The organism is Reyranella sp. (assembly GCF_965249915.1).
Taxonomy (GTDB): Bacteria; Pseudomonadota; Alphaproteobacteria; order Reyranellales; family Reyranellaceae; genus Reyranella.
This window is the reverse complement of the sequence record NZ_OZ252257.1, coordinates 5,203,661-5,221,049: the sequence shown is the minus strand read 5'-3', so window position 1 is coordinate 5,221,049 and position 17,389 is coordinate 5,203,661. Positions and strand designations below refer to the sequence as shown.

19 protein-coding genes are annotated in these 17,389 nt (G+C 66.1%); 12 read left to right on the top strand and 7 right to left on the bottom strand.

What is annotated here, in order from left to right:
* Nucleotide 1 precedes the first annotated feature (1 nt).
* Nucleotides 2–172 (bottom strand): hypothetical protein, encoded by a 171-nt coding sequence (locus tag ACP15H_RS25665; RefSeq protein WP_425068965.1) that lies wholly within the window; start codon nucleotides 170–172, stop codon nucleotides 2–4.
* 250 nt (nucleotides 173–422) lie between these two features.
* Here ACP15H_RS25665 and ACP15H_RS25660 point away from each other — a divergent pair, with 250 nt between their 5' ends.
* The 4 genes from ACP15H_RS25660 (at nucleotide 423) to ACP15H_RS25645 (ending at nucleotide 3,975) form a co-directional block, all read left to right on the top strand.
* Entirely contained in the window at nucleotides 423–1,175 is a 753-nt protein-coding gene (locus tag ACP15H_RS25660; protein WP_425068964.1) for an SDR family NAD(P)-dependent oxidoreductase, read from the top strand.
* A 9-nt stretch (nucleotides 1,176–1,184) separates the two neighbouring features.
* Complete coding sequence (locus ACP15H_RS25655) at nucleotides 1,185–1,988, top strand: putative hydro-lyase (RefSeq protein ID WP_425068963.1); 804 nt, start codon at nucleotides 1,185–1,187, stop codon at nucleotides 1,986–1,988.
* The gene (locus ACP15H_RS25650) at nucleotides 1,988–2,674 is read left to right on the top strand and encodes a DUF2848 domain-containing protein (protein WP_425068962.1); all 687 of its coding nucleotides are present in this window, start codon (nucleotides 1,988–1,990) and stop codon (nucleotides 2,672–2,674) included. Before ACP15H_RS25655 ends, ACP15H_RS25650 begins: the two co-directional genes overlap by 1 nt.
* A 98-nt stretch (nucleotides 2,675–2,772) precedes the next feature.
* Nucleotides 2,773–3,975, top strand: a complete 1,203-nt coding sequence (locus tag ACP15H_RS25645; protein ID WP_425068961.1) for a CaiB/BaiF CoA transferase family protein — start codon at nucleotides 2,773–2,775, stop codon at nucleotides 3,973–3,975.
* On the opposite strand, the gene ACP15H_RS25640 is transcribed toward ACP15H_RS25645, so the two are convergent.
* The gene (locus tag ACP15H_RS25640) at nucleotides 3,959–4,486 is read right to left on the bottom strand and encodes a hypothetical protein (RefSeq protein ID WP_425068960.1); all 528 of its coding nucleotides are present in this window, start codon (nucleotides 4,484–4,486) and stop codon (nucleotides 3,959–3,961) included. The genes ACP15H_RS25645 and ACP15H_RS25640 overlap by 17 nt on opposite strands.
* A 107-nt stretch (nucleotides 4,487–4,593) precedes the next feature.
* On the opposite strand from ACP15H_RS25640, the gene ACP15H_RS25635 reads away from it, so the two are divergent.
* From ACP15H_RS25635 to ACP15H_RS25625, 3 genes are all read left to right on the top strand, one after another.
* Entirely contained in the window at nucleotides 4,594–5,262 is a 669-nt protein-coding gene (locus ACP15H_RS25635; RefSeq protein ID WP_425068959.1) for an aspartate/glutamate racemase family protein, read from the top strand.
* A gap of 16 nt (nucleotides 5,263–5,278) precedes the next feature.
* The gene (locus ACP15H_RS25630; protein WP_425068958.1) at nucleotides 5,279–6,100 is read left to right on the top strand and encodes an NYN domain-containing protein; all 822 of its coding nucleotides are present in this window, start codon (nucleotides 5,279–5,281) and stop codon (nucleotides 6,098–6,100) included.
* Between the two features lie 115 nt (nucleotides 6,101–6,215).
* Nucleotides 6,216–7,256 carry a fatty acid desaturase gene (locus ACP15H_RS25625; RefSeq protein WP_425068957.1) on the top strand — a complete coding sequence of 347 codons (1,041 nt, stop codon included), beginning with the start codon at nucleotides 6,216–6,218 and terminating at the stop codon, nucleotides 7,254–7,256.
* On the opposite strand, the gene ACP15H_RS25620 is transcribed toward ACP15H_RS25625, so the two are convergent.
* The 4 genes from ACP15H_RS25620 to ACP15H_RS25605 form a co-directional block, all read right to left on the bottom strand.
* Nucleotides 7,245–9,200, bottom strand: coding sequence for an adenylate/guanylate cyclase domain-containing protein (locus tag ACP15H_RS25620; protein WP_425068956.1), 1,956 nt, complete (start codon nucleotides 9,198–9,200; stop codon nucleotides 7,245–7,247). The two genes, ACP15H_RS25625 and ACP15H_RS25620, sit on opposite strands and share 12 nt — an antisense overlap.
* A 170-nt stretch (nucleotides 9,201–9,370) precedes the next feature.
* Nucleotides 9,371–9,994 carry an MSMEG_1061 family FMN-dependent PPOX-type flavoprotein gene (locus ACP15H_RS25615; protein WP_425068955.1) on the bottom strand — a complete coding sequence of 208 codons (624 nt, stop codon included), beginning with the start codon at nucleotides 9,992–9,994 and terminating at the stop codon, nucleotides 9,371–9,373.
* A gap of 92 nt (nucleotides 9,995–10,086) precedes the next feature.
* Entirely contained in the window at nucleotides 10,087–11,142 is a 1,056-nt protein-coding gene (locus ACP15H_RS25610) for an LLM class flavin-dependent oxidoreductase (RefSeq protein ID WP_425068954.1), read from the bottom strand.
* A 2-nt stretch (nucleotides 11,143–11,144) separates the two neighbouring features.
* Complete coding sequence (locus ACP15H_RS25605; RefSeq protein ID WP_425068953.1) at nucleotides 11,145–12,047, bottom strand: transcriptional regulator GcvA; 903 nt, start codon at nucleotides 12,045–12,047, stop codon at nucleotides 11,145–11,147.
* Nucleotides 12,048–12,163: 116 nt separating this feature from the next.
* Here ACP15H_RS25605 and ACP15H_RS25600 point away from each other — a divergent pair, with 116 nt between their 5' ends.
* The 5 genes from ACP15H_RS25600 to ACP15H_RS25580 all read left to right on the top strand — a co-directional run bounded on the left by ACP15H_RS25600 (nucleotide 12,164) and on the right by ACP15H_RS25580 (nucleotide 16,831).
* On the top strand, nucleotides 12,164–12,367 hold the full coding sequence (locus ACP15H_RS25600) for a DUF1127 domain-containing protein (protein WP_425068952.1): 204 nt from the start codon (nucleotides 12,164–12,166) through the stop codon (nucleotides 12,365–12,367).
* Between the two features lie 153 nt (nucleotides 12,368–12,520).
* Entirely contained in the window at nucleotides 12,521–13,747 is a 1,227-nt protein-coding gene (locus ACP15H_RS25595; protein WP_425068951.1) for a tetratricopeptide repeat protein, read from the top strand.
* Between the two features lie 44 nt (nucleotides 13,748–13,791).
* A complete protein-coding gene (leuC, locus tag ACP15H_RS25590) occupies nucleotides 13,792–15,186 on the top strand; it encodes a 3-isopropylmalate dehydratase large subunit (RefSeq protein ID WP_425068950.1) in 1,395 nt (464 codons plus the stop codon).
* Nucleotides 15,187–15,316: 130 nt separating this feature from the next.
* On the top strand, nucleotides 15,317–15,934 hold the full coding sequence (leuD, locus tag ACP15H_RS25585; protein WP_425068949.1) for a 3-isopropylmalate dehydratase small subunit: 618 nt from the start codon (nucleotides 15,317–15,319) through the stop codon (nucleotides 15,932–15,934).
* Between the two features lie 33 nt (nucleotides 15,935–15,967).
* Nucleotides 15,968–16,831 (top strand): EamA family transporter, encoded by an 864-nt coding sequence (locus ACP15H_RS25580; protein WP_425068948.1) that lies wholly within the window; start codon nucleotides 15,968–15,970, stop codon nucleotides 16,829–16,831.
* Here the strand turns inward: ACP15H_RS25580 and ACP15H_RS25575 are convergent.
* Complete coding sequence (locus ACP15H_RS25575) at nucleotides 16,804–17,313, bottom strand: Lrp/AsnC family transcriptional regulator (protein ID WP_425068947.1); 510 nt, start codon at nucleotides 17,311–17,313, stop codon at nucleotides 16,804–16,806. The genes ACP15H_RS25580 and ACP15H_RS25575 overlap by 28 nt on opposite strands.
* Nucleotides 17,314–17,389 lie beyond the last annotated feature (76 nt).

Here is a 17,389-nt window from a genome sequence, read left to right as displayed (position 1 = left end):
ATTAGCGGCTGGAGTCCGACGCCGTAAACGACCGGTGCAGGCCGGCGTCGCGCATTTCCGGCATGAGCTGCATGATCATAAGCAGCAGGCAGAGACCGATCGCCGTGAGCATCGTGGCAGGGCCCGTGCGCAGATAGGGGGTGGGCATGGAGGCCCGTCGTTCGTCCGTCATGTCGAACAACTCCAAAAATATAAACTTCGTCAAAAATAACTACGGCCGAGCGGCCCTAAAATTGGGCCAAGCCTGAGACGAGGCTAAATCAAATCGCCTTAAAAAGCCAACAAAGCTGTGTAATCACAATGGTTTAATAGATGATGTGAAGAACAAAAGCGAACACCACTATTGCTGGCGTGTGTCTTGCGTGGAGGTGAAGCGCAAGATCGGCCGCGAACTCCGGTCCCGGCCGGGTTAGGATCGTCCCATGAATACAGCCCCACGCGACAATGTCAGGACCATCGTTCTGACCGGCGCCAGCCGAGGCATCGGCCATGCGACCGTCAAGAAATTCAGCGCCAATGGCTGGCGGGTCATCACGATCTCACGCCAACCCTTTAGCGCCCTCTGCCCGTGGCCGAGCGGCGGCGAGAATCACGTGCAGCTCGACCTCGCCGATCCCGTCGATATCGGGCGCGGCATCGAACAGATCCGCTCGCGCTTGGCCGGCGGCCGGCTCGACGCGCTGGTCAACAACGCCGCCATCTCGCCCAAGGGCAAGGGCGGTGGGAGACTGGGCGCGATGGACACGCCGTTCGATCTCTGGCGGCAGGTCTTCAACGTCAATTTCTTCGCCCCTGTGGCGCTGGCCCGCGGGTTGGTCGACGAGCTCTCGAAGGCGCAGGGTTGCGTGGTCAACGTGACGTCGATCGCCGGCAGTCGCGTCCACCCCTTCGCGGGCTCCGCCTACGCCACCTCGAAGGCGGCACTCGCCGCGCTGACCCGTGAGATGAGTCACGATTTCGGACCGCGCGGCATTCGCGTGAACGCGATCGCGCCCGGCGAGATCGACACTGCGATCCTGTCGCCCGGCACCGAGAAGATCGTCGAGGAGCAGATCCCAATGCGCCGGCTCGGCACGCCCGACGAAGTGGCGGACGTGATCCACTTTCTTTGCGAGAAGGGATCGAGTTACGTTTCGGGGGCCGAGATCCAGATCAACGGCGGCCAGCACGTCTAGGAGTTCGCGATGGACAGCACGATCACCAGCTTCAAGGGCGAGACCGGCCGCGACGCGCGGCGGCGGATCCGCAGCGGCGGTCACCGTCTGCCGACGTCCGGCATGGCGCCGGGTTACGTGCAGGGCAATCTCGCAATCCTGCCGAAGGCCCTGGCCGCCGACTTTGCACGCTTCTGCCAGCTCAATCCCAAGCCCTGCCCCCTGCTCGCGTCCTCGGAGCCGGGCGACTGGCGCCTGCCGACGCTCGGCGAGGATCTCGATATCCGCACCGACATTCCCTACTACCGGATCTGGAAGAACGGCGTGATGGTCGAGGAAGTCACCGACCTCAAGTCGGTGTGGCGCGACGATCTCGTCTCCTTCGTGCTGGGCTGTTCCTTCTCCTTCGAAGACGCGCTGGTCGAGAACGGCCTCGAGATTCGCCACCAGAGCTGCGGCACCAACGTGCCGATGTTCCGCACCAACATCGAATGCGCGCCGTCGGGCCCTTTCCATGGGCCGATGGTCGTGTCGATGCGCCCCTTCAAGCCGGCCGGCGCCATCCGCGCCATCCAGGTGACGACACGCTTTCCGACCGTGCACGGGGCGCCGGTCCATATCGGCAAGCCCGAACTGATCGGCATCAAGGACATCAACAAGCCCGATTACGGCGACCCCGCGCCGGTGCGCGACGACGAGCTGCCCGTTTTCTGGGCGTGCGGCGTCACCCCGCAATCGGTCGTGGCCACCGTGAAACCCGAGTTCTGCATCACCCACGCGCCGGGTTACATGCTGGTGAGCGACCTCCTCAATTCTCAGCTCGCCATTCTGTAATGGCGCACCTGGAATTCGAGGGCCACGCCAAGGGCGCGGTCGAAAACGTCGCCGTCGAGATCAAGGATCTCGTCATCGCCGGCTGGACCGGCCGCGACGTCACCGCGCTCAATCATCACATCGAGGAGCTGAAGGCGATCGGTGTGCAGCCGCCGTCGCGGGTGCCGATCTATTACCGCGCGGCCGCGCAGATTCTGACGCAGGCCGATCGCATCCAGGTGCTGGGCGAGGACAGTTCGGGCGAGGTCGAGCCGGTGCTGATCGGCGCCGCCGACCGGCTCTGGGTCACGGTCGGCGCCGACCACACCGACCGCAAGGTCGAAAGCTACGGCATCGCCGTCTCCAAGCAGATGTGCGCCAAACCGATCGGCCGCACCGCGTGGCGCTTCGAGGAAGTCGAGGCGCATTGGGACAGCCTGATCCTGCGCAGCTTCGTTCAGGAAGGCGGCAAGAAGGTTCTCTACCAGGAAGGGCCGCTGTCCAAGATTCGCGATCCGCGCGAGCTGATCTTCGCGTGGAAGGACAACAAGCGCCTGCCCATGGGAACCTTGATGTTCTGCGGCACCATGCCGGCGATCGGCGGCATCCGCGCCTCGTCGCGCTTCGAGATGGAACTCGAGGATCCGGTGCTCGGCCGCACGATCAGCCACGCCTACGACATCGAGACCCTGCCGATCATCGCCTGAAGGCGGTCTGCTTCGCGAAGATGCATGCCTCGGCTGCAGGTCGGGCCTTGCGTGAACCGCGCCGGTAAACGTAGGTTCAGCGCCTTCGGGAGGAACAAGTGACGATCAAGGGCGCATACGACGGCATTACCGTTCTCGACTTCACGCAGGGCATCGCGGGGCCGCACGCCTCCATGCTGCTCGCGCTGCACGGCGCCGACGTGATCAAGGTCGAGCCGCCGGAAGGCGACTGGGGCCGCGCGCTGGGCGAGCTGAAGGGCGATCATTGCGCCCATTCGGTTGCCTTCAACCGCGGCAAGCGGTCGATCGCCCTCGACCTCAAGTCTCCCGACGGCATCGCCGTCGCCAAGAAGATCGCCGCCAAGGCACATGTCGTGATGGAGAGCTTTCGTCCCGGCGTGATCTCGCGCCTGGGCTTCGGCTACGAGGACATCAAGAAGATCAACCCGAGCGTCGTCTACTGCTCGGTGTCGGGCTTCGGCCAGACCGGCCCCTACAGCAAGCGCCCGACGGTCGACGGCCTGATCCAGGCGTTCAGCGGCATGATGGTGATGAACAAGATGCCGGACGGCACGCCCTGGCGGCAGGGCATGATCGCCGTCGACGTGACCACCGGTCTCTATACCTTCCAGGCGCTGGCGACCGCGCTGATGCGCCAGTTCCGCTACAACGAAGGTTGTTTCATCGATTCGAGCCTGATGCGCGCCGCCGCCGCCTTCCAGGGCGCCAAGCTGATGGAATGGGTGTTCTCCAAGGGCGCACCCCCGGTGCTCTACATGCCGGCCGGAAGCTACAAGACGTCGAATGGCTACATCATGGTGAGCGCCATGCGGCCGCACCACTTCCGGCTGCTGTTCGAACTGATCGGCCGCCAGGACATCGCCGACGATCCCGACCTGCAGAGCCATGAGAACCGCATCAAGAACGCAGCCAAGATCATCAAGGCGCTGAACGAGACGATGCCGACCAAGACGACCGAGGAGTGGATCGCGATCCTGCAGCCCAAGGACGTGTTCTGCGAGCGGGTGAACAATTACTCCGACTATCTCGAGCATCCGCACGTCAAGGAATCGGGCGCCATCGACTGGATCGAGCAGGACGGATTCGGCCGCATGCCGGTCGCCAACATCGCGGGCCTGCCACCGGCTTCCGAACACGCGCCACAGCAGCACGCGCCGCATATCGGCGAGGACGGGCCCGATATCCTGAGCGAACTGGGCTATGCCGCCGCCGAGATCGATGCGCTACTGGCGCGCGGCGGCGTGCGGGCGCCCGTGCCGTCGGTCAAGGCAGCGGACTGAGCACGAAGCGCTCGATGTCGCGGCGACTGCGCAGCCGTACGACACGCTTCTCTCCCGCCAGCGCTTCGCACTCCTGGGCGAAGCGCTCGCGATTTCGGCGATGCGTCTTCAGCGCATAGAGCAGGATCGAGTTCCGGCTGAGGAAGGCGTTGGACAGGGTCTCGCGATTGCCGGTGCCCCACAGCTCCTCGCGCGTGACGGCGCGCTTCACCGTGCGCCGCAGCAGGCGCGACATCACGACGGGCAACGGCAGGTCGAGCCAGACCAGCGTATCGGCCGGACGCCATACGAGGTCGCGCACCTGGCCGTAATTGCCGACGACGATCCAGCCGTCGTCGCGGGTCTCGCGCTCGACGCGATGACGGAAGAGGTCGACGGGCGCCGGTTGCCAGTCGCGCCCCCAGAAGAGCGCATCGAGCTCGACCACGCGCAGGCCGGCGCGCTCGGCGAGGCGCTCGGCCAGCCAGCTCTTGCCTGATCCCGTCGTTCCGAACACGGCCACCCGTCGCATGGGCAAACTCTAGCGTCCGCCGCCGGCGTTCTGCAGGGACGCTTTTCGCCACACCCCGGCAGCGCCGCCGCTGTTGCCGCCCGCCGGCAGATCGGGGACAGTCGCCCATGCATATCGGACTCATCGCGGGCATCGGGCCGGCCGCCACCGACTTCTACTATCGGGGCCTGATCGACCGGCATGTCGAGGCCGGTATTCCGCTCGACCTCACCATGGCGCATGCTGACGTGCGCGAGATGAGCCGCAACCTCGTGGGCAAAAACCCGAAAAGGCAGGCGGAAATCTTCGCCGGGCTGGTCGGGCGCCTGAAAGCGGCCGGCGCCCAGGCCGCCGCCATCACCTCGATGGGTGGCCATTTCTGCGTAAACGAACTCATGGCGATCTCGCCGCTACCGGTGCTCAACGCCATCCCCGCGGTCGACGCGGCGCTGGCCAAGGGGACGTTCCGGAAGATCGGCATCCTCGGCACACGGACCGTGATGGAATCGAAGCTTTACGGCGGCATCCCTTCGGTCGAGGTCGTGCCGACGGAGGGCACCGCGCTCGATCTCGTCCATGACACCTACGTCGCGATGGCGACGATCGGACACGTGACCGAGGCCCAGCGCCAGGTCTTCTTCGAGGCCGGTCGCGCGCTTTGCGCGCGGGGCGCCGAGGCGATCATGCTGGGCGGCACCGACCTCTTCCTGGCTTTCGCCGGACACGATCCCGGCTTCCCCGTCATCGACTGCGCCGACATCCATGTCGACGCGATCCACGCCACATCGGCCGCCTGACGGCCCGGAGCTTCCCATGGCAGAAGATACCCGCCCCCGCCGTTTCGCCGTCCTGATCGACGCCGACAACACGTCCCCGCGCATCGCCGCCGGCCTCTTCGAGGAGATCGCCAAGTTCGGCGAGGCCAGCGTTCGCCGCATCTACGGCGACTTCTCGAGCACGCGCCTCAAGTCGTGGGCCGAGATCCTGCAGAAATACGCGATCGATCCCTATCAGCAGTTCGCCTACACGTCGGGCAAGAACGCCTCCGACATCGCGCTCGTGATCGATGCCATGGACCTGCTGCACAGCCGGCGATTCGACGGCTTCTGCCTCGTCTCCTCCGACAGCGACTTCACACGACTTGCATCCCGCCTGCGCGAGGAGGGTGCCGACGTCTACGGCTTCGGCGCGCAGAAGACGCCCGAAAGCTTCCGGCAGGCCTGCCGTCGGTTCATCTACACCGAAAATCTCCTGCCCGAGGCCGCGGTGACGACGCCCGGCGAGGGCGCGACCGCGAATTCCCTGCAGCCTGCCAGCGCCGCCATCCCCTTCCTGACCAAGGCGATCGCGCAGATGGAGACGGAAGACGGTTGGGTGAGCCTCGGCGCGGTCGGCCAACGCCTCGCCAACATCGCCTCGGATTTCGACCCGCGCACTTACGGCTTTCGCAAGCTGAGCGACCTGATCCGCAAGACCGGCGCATTCGACATGGAACAGCCGGACGGACGGACCGTGCGCATTCGGGCCAAGCCGCTTCCGCCCCTTGCGGAAAGCGCGCCCGCCCGCGGTCGCGGCCGTGGCCGGGGACGAGGCAGAGGAGCCGCTTCCGCCGCGCCGCGGTCACAATCGGCTTAGTCGCCAGAGAGTCGCAGCGCTGGGCCACTTCGCTCGTTGCTTTTGTCCAGGCCGCCCCCTAAGCCCGATTTGCGGTTGCCGACGCCCGCTCCTCTTCTCAAGGAAATCCACTCGTTTGAGCACCCTTCTGGAAGCTGCCGGCCCGCGCGAGCAGGTGGCGAAAGCCGCCCGCGCCTGGGCTCAGGTCCTGTCGCGCTATCGCCAGCCCAGCAACAGCCGCAGCATATTCGAGATTGCCGTCACGGTGGTGCCGCTGGTCGCCTTGTGGGCGCTGGCCTGGGCGACGCTCGACATCGGCTATTGGCTGGCGCTGCCGCTGGCCTTCGCGGCGGGTGCCTTCATGGTTCGGCTGTTCGCGATCCAGCACGATTGCGGGCATGGCGCCTTCTTCCGTCAGCGTTCGGCGAACGACTGGATCGGGCGCATTGCCAGCGTTCTGACGCTGACACCTTACGATGTGTGGCGTCGCACGCATGCGACCCATCATGCCAGCACGGGTAATCTCGACAAGCGCGGCTTGGGAGACGTCGACACGCTGACGGTCGAGGAATATCGCGCGCGCTCGATGTGGGGCCGGCTGCGCTATCGGCTGTATCGCCATCCTCTGGTCATGTTCGGCCTCGGTCCGGCCTATCTGTTCATCGTCCAGCATCGCCTTCCGATCGGCCTGATGCGCGATGGCTGGCGTCCGTGGGTCAGTACGATGACGAACAACCTGGCGATCGTTCTGGTCGCCGGTCTGCTGATCTGGCTGGTCGGCATCAAGGCCTTCCTGCTGATCCACCTTCCGGTCCTGCTGCTGTCCGCCTCGGTCGGCGTCTGGCTGTTCTTCGTCCAGCACCAGTTCGAACATACGAAGTGGGACAACGATCCCGACTGGAACCTGCACGAAGCCGCCCTGCACGGCAGCTCGCACTACGATCTGCCGGCCTTCCTGCGCTGGTTCACCGCCAACATCGGCATCCATCACGTCCACCATCTCAGCAGCCGCATCCCCTACTACCGGCTGCCGCTGGTGCTGCGCGACCATCCCGAGCTTCGGGATGTCGGGCGCCTCACCCTGATCCAGAGTTTCCGATGCGTCCGTCTGGTCCTGTGGGACGGGACGCAGCGTCGCCTCGTCTCTTTCCGCGAGGCGCGCGCCTCACGCGTCTGAGGGACAGCTCTTCAGCAGATTTGCTGCGGCCGGATCGCCCGGCGCCGCCGCGAGGCAGTCCTCGAAGAGGGTTCGCGCCGTGGCGACGTCATGGTGCAGCAGCGCCTCGACCCCGCGCAGCAACGACGCGCGCGTCCTGAGCTTGGCCTCGCGCTCCGGCGGCGGATCGCGGTCGAAGACCTCGAACAGCACCACCGGCCGCGTCTTGCCCCGAACCACCACGACATCGAGGGGACGGATCGCGTAGGCAGCGGGATCCGCCAGATGATCGTAGGTGTACTGCGAGATCAGCATGCGGACCCGATAGACCTTGGTGAGGCTCTCGATCCGGGAGGCAAGGTTGACCGCATCGGAGATCACCGTGCCGTCCATGCGATGCAGCTCGCCGATCGTTCCCATCATCAGCGAGCCAGTATTGAGCCCGGTCCCGATGGCCACCGGCGCCAGGCCCCTGGCCACGCGCGGGGCATTGAACGAGTCCAGCGCGTCCAGCATCGCGAGACCGGCACGCACACCGTCGTCAGCCGTTTCGAACAGGGCCATGATCGCGTCACCGATATACTTGTCGATGAACCCGCCATGGTCGCGGATCACCGGCCCCACATGCTCGAGATAGGCGTTGATGAACGCGAAGTTCTCGTCCGGCGTCATCGTTTCCGACAGCGCCGTGAAGTTGCGGATGTCGGAGAACATGATGGTCATGTGCTCGCGCTTGTTGTCGCCCAGCGCCACCGAGACGATGTTCGGCTTGCCGATCTTGGCGAGGAACGCCTGAGGCACGAAGCGCTCGATCGCCAGATTGGTCTCCCGCAGATCGTTGATCCTCGACCGCACCGAGTCCCGCATCGAGGCGAAGCTGCGGGCGAGGTGTCCGATCTCGTCGCCGCGGTCGGTATTGGCGATCGCATGATCGAGGTCGCCCCCGGCGATCGCGCCGGCCTCTCCCCGAAGGTTCAGCAGCGGATCGATGATCCGGCGCTGCAACAGCCGCGACGCGATCCAGAAGATCACCGGCAGCATCAGCGCGAGCATGACCATCGAGCTCACGAACACATGCACCACGGCCTGTCGCGCGAGCGCCAGGTCGTAGGTGACCTTGCGCACGATCATCATCGGCCTCTCGTCCTTGATCGTGTCGGCCCTGTTGTAGCGGCTGTAGGTCGTGACGCCGTGGCCGGAAGCATCAGGTATCTGGAGACGCCCTTCCTTCAGGACCTCGTGAGCCAGCGTGGGATCGAGCTTCTCGCCGGGCCGGATCAGCGACCAGGTTCCCGACGCATTGATCAGGTAGATGTCGACGTCAGTCACATAGGAGTTCGATTTTACCGCGTCGGAGAAGTAGTCCTCGAAGAAGTACTGGCTCATCCAGCTGAAGTCGCTCTGCTTCAGCGTCGCGCGGACCTCGGTGGAGGCCTCGATGAGGTAGTCCTTACCTGGCGGGCCGTAATAGGTGTAGGTGCGCAGCGTGCCGGTCACCGACGACAGGTCGATGCCGTCGCTCATCGCCTTGCCCTTGCCGAACACCGAATCGAGGAAGTCGGAGAAGGGCCCCTTCGGAAAGACGAGGCCCATGTCATAGGAAAGGTTGGTGTTGAAGATCTTGTGGTCGCGATTGATGAAGTAGAGGTGCGCGACGCCGTACCGGGCCGCGAGCGCGTTCAGTTCTTCGGCGGTCAGCTCGGCCGGAGGACGGCCCATACGCTCGATATCGGCCTCGATCTGCGGCAGCACCTTCGCCATGAGTGCGGTGTTGCGCTCGTTCTCGCTGCGCAGCATCGTTTCGAAGACGTCGAAGCGTTCGCTGAGGCTGGCCTCGATACGCCGCAACTCCTCGTCCTGCAGCCTCGACACCAGCCGGTACATGGCGAGCGACGCCACGATCGTGGCGCCCAGGCTCACGGCGACCAGGACCGTGAGCAGAAAAAGACCGACCTTTCGTTTCATCGAGGACCCATTCACCCACTCTTGTCATCGCGAGCGGGGGAGTCCCCGCTCAGAAGCGCAGCGAAGGATCTCACGTCGGAAACGCAGTAATTTGGTGGTCCCGCAGGGCCTTCGCTGTGCTCAGGACGACAATCAGCGCCTCGACCTACCTTCGGCCCCTCTCTACGCGCTCAGGTATTCTGCCACAGCCGCGTCGTATAGGCGCCCTCGACATTGGCGTCGATCTGCGCCGCGACGGCCTCGCTTTCGCCGATGCGGGGCGCGATGATCTTGCCGAACGAGATGCGGCCGGGCGCCGGCCAGGCCTTCGGATCCCACAGCTTGGCGCGCACGATCGAGCGGGCGCAGTGGAAGTAGCAATGCTTGATATGGACGCGGGTCGCCAGCAGCGCCGGCTTGCCCAGCGAGCTGAGCGACGCCACGAGATCGGGATCGTCGTGGATCTCCGCAGTGCCGGAAATGCGCAGCGTCTCGCCGGTCGCCGGAACCAGGGCGATGATGCCGATCTGGCCGGTGTCGAGGATGTTGTTCAGGCCGAAGGCCAGGTTGTTGCCGACCCGCTCGGGGATCAGCAGCGTCTTCGGATCCTCGACCCTGATGAAGCCCGGCTCGTCGCCCTTGGGAGAGACTTCCACGGTACCGTCCGCCGACGTGGTGCCGAGCAGGGCGAACGGGCAGCGCTTCAGGAACTCGATCGACTGCTCGTCCAGCGCGTCGAGGATCTTGACGCGGCTGGCCGGTCGCGGTTCGGCAATGATGCGCCGCAATTCTTCCTTCGTACTGATGCGAGCCATGAGACTAACTCCGTCGAGACGCGTAATGCGCCAACATCCGCCACTTGCGAACGACTTGCAACCTGATCGGCGGTGGGGGCTCTGCGGCGGCGTCAGGCGAAGTGCGGCGCCACCTCGAGCATGAAGCGCTGCATCTGCTCCTTCACCATCGCATGCGGTTTCTGGCCGTAGTTGAAGTAGAGGATGACCTCGGCGACGCCGGCCGCCTCGACCTGCTTCAGAGTGTCGACGATGTGCTGCGGGCTGCCGCACAGGATCGACTTGTCGGTCAGCTTCTCCGGCCGCATGTCGCGCAGGATGTTCACGATGTCGACGAAGTACCTGTAGGTCGGCGGCACCTTCTCGCCGGTCGACGAGGGAAAGGCCGCGATCAGCGCGTCCTGGAAGTAGCGGACCAGCGCTTCCTTGCCGTAGCGTTCCTCCTCCGGCGTCGAGGCGATGTGCACGAAGTAGGAGCACATGGCCCGCCGCATCGGCCGCTTGAAGCCCGTCTCGCACGTCTCGCGATAGACCCGCACCGCGTCGGCCAGCGAGCCGTAGACCATGGCGGCCGCGAAGGGCGCATAGATCACGTTCCAGTCGTTCTTCGCCGCCAGCTCCATCGACGGCCGCGAAAAGCAGGCCACGTAGGGCCGGAGCGGGCTCTGTGCCGGCTTCGGGCGCACTTCGACGTCGTTGAATTCGTAGAACCGGCCCTTGTGGGACCATTTGCCGGGCTCGGTCCAGGCGCGCCAGACGATCTCCAGCCCCTCGGCGAACAGCTCGGCAGAATCGTCGAAAGGCATCTGGAAGGGATCGTATTCCTTGCGGTCGTAGCCGCGGCCGGCAGCGAAATCGACCCGGCCGCCCGACAGGAGATCGAGCGTCGCCCATTCCTCGGCGACGTGCAGCGGATGGTGCACCGGCAGCAGGGTCACCGCCGGCGCCAGCCGCAGCTTCGTCGTGGCGCCCGCCAGTTGCGCCAGCATCGCCAGCGGTGAGGCATTGACGCCCAGCAGATTGAAGTGATGCTCGCCGATCCAGGCCGAGTTCAGCCCGACCTTCTCGGCCCACAGCGCCTCGGCGTAAATGTCCTTGATGAAGGATTCGGCCGAGCGCGGGTTGTTCGGGTAGCGATTGTCCGAGAGCGTGAAGTAACCGAACTGCATGATCAGGCCGCCTGTTGCGCCACTTCGGAGAGGGAGACGATCCAGTCGCGAAACGCCTTGATCTTGCGCCGACGGATCGCCTCCGGCGGATAGACGAGATAGTAGGCGAAATCGGATGAGCGCTTGAAATCGAAAGGGACAACCAGCCGGCCGGCCTTGAGGTCGGGCTCGACCAGGGGGTTGCGCCCCAACGCAACGCCCAGCCCGTCCATCGCCGCCTGATAAGCCGCCAGCGCGAAATCGAACGAAACGCCGCGCGAGGCATCGACGCCCTTCACGCCCGCGGCCGTCAGCCAGACCTGCCAGTCGTCGGGAAAGCTGCCGATATGGAGCAGGGTGAAGCGCCTGAGATCCGCCGGCTTCTTCAGCCCGTTCGGTCCCTTGAGCAGCGAGGGCGCGCAGACCGGCATGACATCCTCGCTGACCAGCCGCTCGGCCAGCAGGTTCGGCCACTGACCGCGGCCATAGCGGATGCCGATATCGACATCCTCGCGCGAGAAATCGACCAGCCCGGTACCGGTCGAGATGCGCACGTCGATCTCCGGATGCGAGCGCTGGAAGCCGCCCAGCCGCGGCACCAGCCATTTCACTGCGAAGGACGAGGTCGTGGTCACCGTGAGGTTGCCGCCCTTGTCCTTCTGCAGCAGCTTCTCGGTCGCCTCGTTGAGCTGGTCGAAGGCCGCACGGACCGAGGGGAGATAGGCCTGACCGGCCTCGGACAGCAGCAGCGAGCGATTGCGCCGCACGAACAATTTTAATCCGAGCCTCTGTTCCAACCCGCGCACCTGATGGCTGATCGCGGCCTGCGTGACGCTCAATTCCTCAGCGGCATCGGTAAAGCTCATATGGCGTGCCGCGGCTTCGAAGGCACGCAAGCCGTTGAGTGGCGGCAGGGATCGTTTCATCGCGAATCCTTCACATGAGCTAATTTAATCAAAACAGGACAAAGGGTCGTTTGTAAAGGGGGGTACCGGAGCGCACATCCACGCCAACAGAGTTCAACCTTTTCGGGAACAGTCCCATGGCCAACATATCTATCCATCATTCTTCGCAGGCCCCGATGGCCGGCAGCTTCACCGCCTTCGGTCAGATCCTGGCGACGTGGCGCGAGCGCGCCCGGCAGCGCCGCGAGCTCGCCAATCTCGACTACCGCACGATGCGTGACCTGGGCATCAGCCCGACCGACGTCCAGTTCGAGGCGAACAAGCCCTTCTGGCGCGTCTGACATCCGAATCCGGAGGGGTCCCGTTTCATACCCTGCACGGGACCATCCCACTCCGGTACCTGGCCGGCGGTCGCCCTTGCCTCCCTTGCGACCGCCGGCTTTTTCTTTGCCGTTCTCCTTTGCCAGCCGGCGCGGCTCTGCTAGAGCCGCCCCGTGGCGCTCAATGACCAGCAGATCCAGGCTCTCGGCCGCGACGCCCTGCAGCGCGCGGCAGCGGGCGATTTCGCCTCTGCCGAGGCGATGTTCGCCCGCGTCGTCGAGGCACGACCCAACATGGGCCAGGCACTCCATCTGCTGGGCCAGGTCCGGCTCAAGCTGGGTCGTTTCGCCGAGGCCCGCGAGCCGCTGGAGCGCGCCGCCCAGTTCCTGCCGCGCGACGTCTCGGCCCAGACTAACCTCGCGGGCTGCCTGATCCAGCTCGGCCGGCACGAGCAGGCGCTGGCCGCCCTCGCCAAGGCGGCGCGGCTGAAGCCGGACGACGCCTTCATTTCGCACAATACCGGCCGCACGCTCGAAGCCCTGGGCCGCACCGAGGAAGCCGAGCGCGCCTACGATCTCGCTCTGTCGATCGACCACAGGCTGCTGCCGGCGCTCAGCGCCCGGGCGGACCTGCTGGCCGCGCGCGGCGAATGGGCCGGCGCCCTCGCGGATCTCGAAACCGCGCTGGTGAGCCAGCCCAACGATCCGCGCCTTCGGCTGCGACGCGGCGAGCTGCTGCTGCGCCAGGGCGACTGGTGGCGCGGGCTCGGCGACTACGAGGCGCGGCTGGAGATCCCGGGCGAGCGTTACACCCCCGAGCTGCCGCGCTGGCAGGGCGAGCCGCTGGAAGGCCGTCTGCTGCTCTATCCCGAGCAGGCCGACATCGAGAGCGAAGCCGCCCTTCGCGATACCTTGATGCTGGCACGGTGCGTAGAGGCCACCGTGCAGTGCAGCGCGACCCTCGCCGACTGGCTCGACGGTCCCACGGTCCGCCGGGGCGAGTCCCTGGAAGGGTTTGCGGCCGCCGCGCCGCTCCGCAGCCTGCCGCTTCTGCTGAATTGGACGAGCGACGCGCTGCCCCCGCCCGCCAGGCTGAGACGCACGCCCGAACCTTCGTCCCGCATCGGATGGTTCACGGACACCGAGCCGCCCGCAGGCCTTGCCGGGATCGATCTCGTGCGCACCCCCGACGAGATCGCGGCTTGTCGTCTGGTCGTGGGCGACGACAAGTGGCCCGCACATGCCGCAGCTTCGCTCGGTATCTCCACGGTGATCCTGCTGCCTCCTATCGCAGACTGGCTCTGGGGACCGAGGCTCGGAATATCGCGGTGGTATCCGTCTGCGGAACTGCTGCGCGACGATGATCGCGAAGGGCTGGCGGCGCGGCTCGCCGGGTGCTGATATCCGCCTCCGGCGGAAACCCCAACACCCAAAGGCCAACCCCCATGGGCAAGACCCTGTTCGACAAGATCTGGGACAGCCACGTCATCACCGATCTCGGCAACGGTTTCGTGCTGCTGCACATCGATCGCCTGCTGCTGCACGACATGTCGGGCGGCAAGGCGCTGAAGGAAGCCATCGACAAGGGCTATCCGCCATCGCAGCCGCGGCTGATCTACGGCACGCCCGATCACACCATGTCGACCAAGCCCGGCCGCACGGAACATACCCATCCGCCGGGCCTGCCGCTGATCAAGTCGATGCGCGAGACGACCAGCGCCTACGGCATCAAGCTGTTCGACCTCGGCCAGGACGGCCAGGGCATCGTGCACGTGATGGGGCCCGAACAGGGGCTGACGCTCCCCGGCACGACGCTGGTGTGCGGCGACAGCCATACCTCCACCCATGGCGGCATGGGCGCGCTGGCCTTCGGAATCGGCTCGTCCGAACTGGTTCATGTCATCGCCACGCAGACCATGGTGCAGCGCAAGCCCAAGCGGATGCGCGCCAGCTTCGAGGGCAAGCTGATGCCGGGCGTCACGGCCAAGGACATGATCCTTCACCTGATCGGCGAACTCGGCACGGCCGCCGGCACCGGCTACTCGGTCGAGTATGCGGGCTCGGCGGTACGCGCCTTGCCGGTCGAGGCGCGGCTGACGCTGTGCAACCTCACCATCGAGATGGGTGCGCGCACCGGCATGGTCGCGCCCGACGACACGACCTACGAATACCTGAACGGCCGCGACTATGCGCCGAAGGGCGCGATGTGGGACCGCGCCGTCGCGCATTGGCGCAGCCTGCCGACCGATCCCGATGCCGAGTTCGATCGCGAGCATACGATCGACATGAAGAACGTCGCGCCGCAGATCACCTGGGGCACCAGCCCCGAGCATGTCATTGCCGTTGATCGCGCCATCCCCGATCCGCGCACCGGTCCCGAGGAGAAACGCGGCGCCTGGGAAGCGGCGCTCCAGTACCAGGGCCTCGAACCCGGCAAGCCGATCGAGGGCACCCCGGTCGACTGGGTGTTCATCGGCTCCTGCACCAACTCCCGAATCTCCGACCTGCGCGCCGCCGCCGAGATCGTGAAGGGCCGCCACAAGGCCGACCACGTGACCGCCTGGGTCGTGCCGGGCTCGGTGCGCATCAAGGCCGAAGCCGAGGCCGAGGGCCTCGACCGCGTGTTCACCGACGCCGGCTTCGAATGGCGCGAGCCCGGCTGCTCGATGTGCCTGGCCTCCAACGGCGAGCGGGTGCCGCCCGGCAAGCGCAGCGTCTCGACCTCCAACCGCAACTTCGTCGGGCGCCAGGGCCCCGGCGCGCGCACCCATCTCGCGAGCCCCGCCATGGCCGCCGCCGCCGCCATCAAGGGCGCCATCGCCGACGTGAGAAAGATGTAACGCACGACCTCACCCTGAGGAGCGCGTAGCGCGTCTCGAAGGGTGGGAACGGGCACCACGATTGTTGCCCATCCTTCGAGACGCGCGCTGCGCGCGCTCCTCAGGATGAGGTGGGAGGAGGAGACTCAAGATGGACAAGTTCACCAAGGTGACGGGCGTCGCCACGCCGTTGATGCGCCAGAACGTCGACACCGACCTGATCATCCGCATCGAGCGGCTGGTCGACAACGTGACCCGCGAAGGGCTGGGCCCCTATGCCTTCGAGCAGATCCGCTTCAAGCCCGACGGCAGCGAGGATCCGGACTGCATCTTCAACCAGACGCCCTATCGCGACGCGCCGATCATCCTCAGCCGGGAGAATTTCGGCTGCGGCTCGAGCCGCGAGGGCGCGGTGTGGGCGCTGAAAGGCATGGGCATCAAGGCGGTGATCGCCCCCTACTTCGGCGACATCTTCAACAACAACTGCTTCCAGAACGGGCTCCTGCCGGTGGCGCTGCCGATCCACGAGATCGAGCAGCTCGCCGACGAGATGAAAGCCTCGCCGGGCAACGCGCGCATCACCGTCGACCTCGAGAACTGCCAGGTGATCTCGCCGACCGGCCGCACCATTCCCTTCCAGGTCGATGCGCGGCGCCAGCACGCGATGCTGAACGGACTCGACGACATCGCGCTCACCATGTCGCGGCGCGACGAAATCGAGGCGTGGCAGTCCTCGGACAAGAGCTCGCGTCCGTGGGTCTGGCTGTAGGCACTTGAGCCCGCTGCATCCCCTGCGTCGGGCATGAGCCCGACGCACTTAGCGGCGGCCCTCCTCATCGTGGCGATGTGGGGGCTGAACTTCACGGTCATCCGGTTGGGCCTCGACGAGTTCACGCCCTTCGCCTTCGCGACCTGGCGCTTCCTGCTGGGCGCCCTGCCGGCTTTGTTCATCCCGAAGCCCAACGTATCGTGGGCGGTGTTGGCCGGCATCGGCGGGCTGATGTTCGCCGGCCAGTTCGTCTTCCTGTTCTTCGCCATGGGCGCGGGTCTGCCGCCCGGCCTCACCTCGGTCCTGGTGCAGCTGCAGGGGCCGCTCACCGTCGTGCTGGCCGCCCTGCTGCTGCGCGAGCATGCGACGCGCGGGCAGTGGCTCGGCCTCGCCGTCGCGGTCGCCGGCGTCGTGCTGCTCGCCCGCTCGATCTCGGACGACACGCCGCTGCTCGCCGTCGGCCTCGCGCTGATGTCGGCCTTCGCCTGGGCGCTGGGCAACCTCGTCTTCCGCTCGGCCCGCGGCGTCTCGATGTTCGCGGTCACGATCTGGGCAAGCGTCCTGCCGCCGATCCCGCTGGCGCTGGCGTCGCTCGTGCTCGACGGGCCGGCGGCGCTGGCCGCGCCGATCCTCGCGCCGACCTGGCGCGGCTGGTTCGTGCTCTTCTACACGGTCGTTCCGGTGATGTGGCTGGGCTACCTGATCTGGGGCACGCTGCTGCGCACCTATCCCGCCGCGAAGGTCGGCCCCGTCAGCCTGCTCGTGCCCTGCGCCGCGCTCGCCATCTCGGCCTACCTGACCGGCGAGCCGTTGTCGGGGGAGCGCCTCGTGGCCGTGGCGGTCGTGCTGGGCGGCGTGGCGCTCGGTGTCTACGCTTCAGGGCGACGCCTGCGCTGAGACCCTCGCGCGGTCTTGCCGAACACCGACGGTGGGACAGCACGGGTCACGACATCGCGCAGGGCGAAGCTCGATTCCAGCCGGGCGACCCGCGGCAGGCGGGAGAGTTCGGTGCGATGGATGCGCTCGAAATCCTCGATGTCGCGCGCCAGCACGATCACGACATAGTCGTCGCTGCCCGACATCAGGAAGCAGCGCACCACCGAGGGACAGTCGAGCACACCCGCCTCGAACGCCGTCAGCGCCTCGTCGCTCTGGCTGTCGAGCGTGATCCGCACCACGACCGTCGTGCCGAGGCCGAAGCGGCCGAGATCGAGCACCGCCTGGTAGCCGCGGATCAGGCCCGCCTCCTCCAGTGCACGCTGGCGCCGCGCCACCGCGGTGCTGGACAGGCCGACGCGGGCCGCGAGATCGACCTGGCTGACGCGGGCATTCTCCGTCAGCTCCGACAGGATGGTGGCGTCGATCTTGTCGAGTTGCATGTTCGGAATCCTGCGCACTTTCGCCGTCCAGCGTAGAATTCCGGCAGGATAGACACAATTGCTCTTCAGAATGCCG